This is a genomic window from Paraburkholderia ribeironis, from assembly GCF_900019265.1.
Classification (GTDB): Bacteria; Pseudomonadota; Gammaproteobacteria; order Burkholderiales; family Burkholderiaceae; genus Paraburkholderia; species Paraburkholderia ribeironis.
Map to the genome: position 1 here is coordinate 1 of NZ_CYGX02000197.1, position 518 is coordinate 518.

1 protein-coding gene and 1 pseudogene are annotated in these 518 nt (G+C 60.8%); both read left to right on the forward strand.

The features are described 5' to 3' along the window. Positions 1 to 89, forward strand: a pseudogene (locus tag BN2475_RS36150) (AraC family transcriptional regulator); the annotation flags it as partial. Positions 90 to 111: 22 nt separating this feature from the next. Next, positions 112 to 447: a hypothetical protein gene (locus BN2475_RS33125; RefSeq protein WP_012403952.1), complete on the forward strand. Its 336-nt coding sequence runs from the start codon at positions 112 to 114 to the stop codon at positions 445 to 447. Positions 448 to 518: the final 71 nt, after the last annotated feature.

A 518-nucleotide genomic window follows, 5' to 3' on the forward strand; every position in this document is an offset into this window, starting at 1 on the left:
ACAGCGCGTTCACGCGGCAGTTCAAGGCGACCGTCGGAGTGACTCCGACCGAATACCGGATGCTGTTGCACGGTACGTCGCGCGGCTAACGGGCTGTTTCAGCGGATAACGATGCCCGCTCGCCGCGAGAAACTTCGGTATTCCGTGTACGTGGTCGCGCTCGACGATACCGTCTGGAATGTGGCGCGCTTTCGTCACGCGAATCCCGATTACCGGTTCGAACGCCCGTGTGTGTATGTGGGGATGACGGGACTGGATCCGGATGTGCGCTTCGACCGGCACAAGGCCGGCATCCAGTCAAATCGCTATGTGCGCGACTTTGGCCTGCGGCTGATGCCGGAACTGTACGAAGTGTTCAATCCGATGCCGTACGACGGCGCGCGCGACATGGAAGTCGAACTTGCGATCGGCTTGCGCGAAGCAGGATATGCCGTGTGGCAGGCGTGAGTCCAGAACGCGTCGCCCTCGAACAATGGGCTTACTTGACGCCGAGCCCACGAGACAGGCAGAAATGTCGT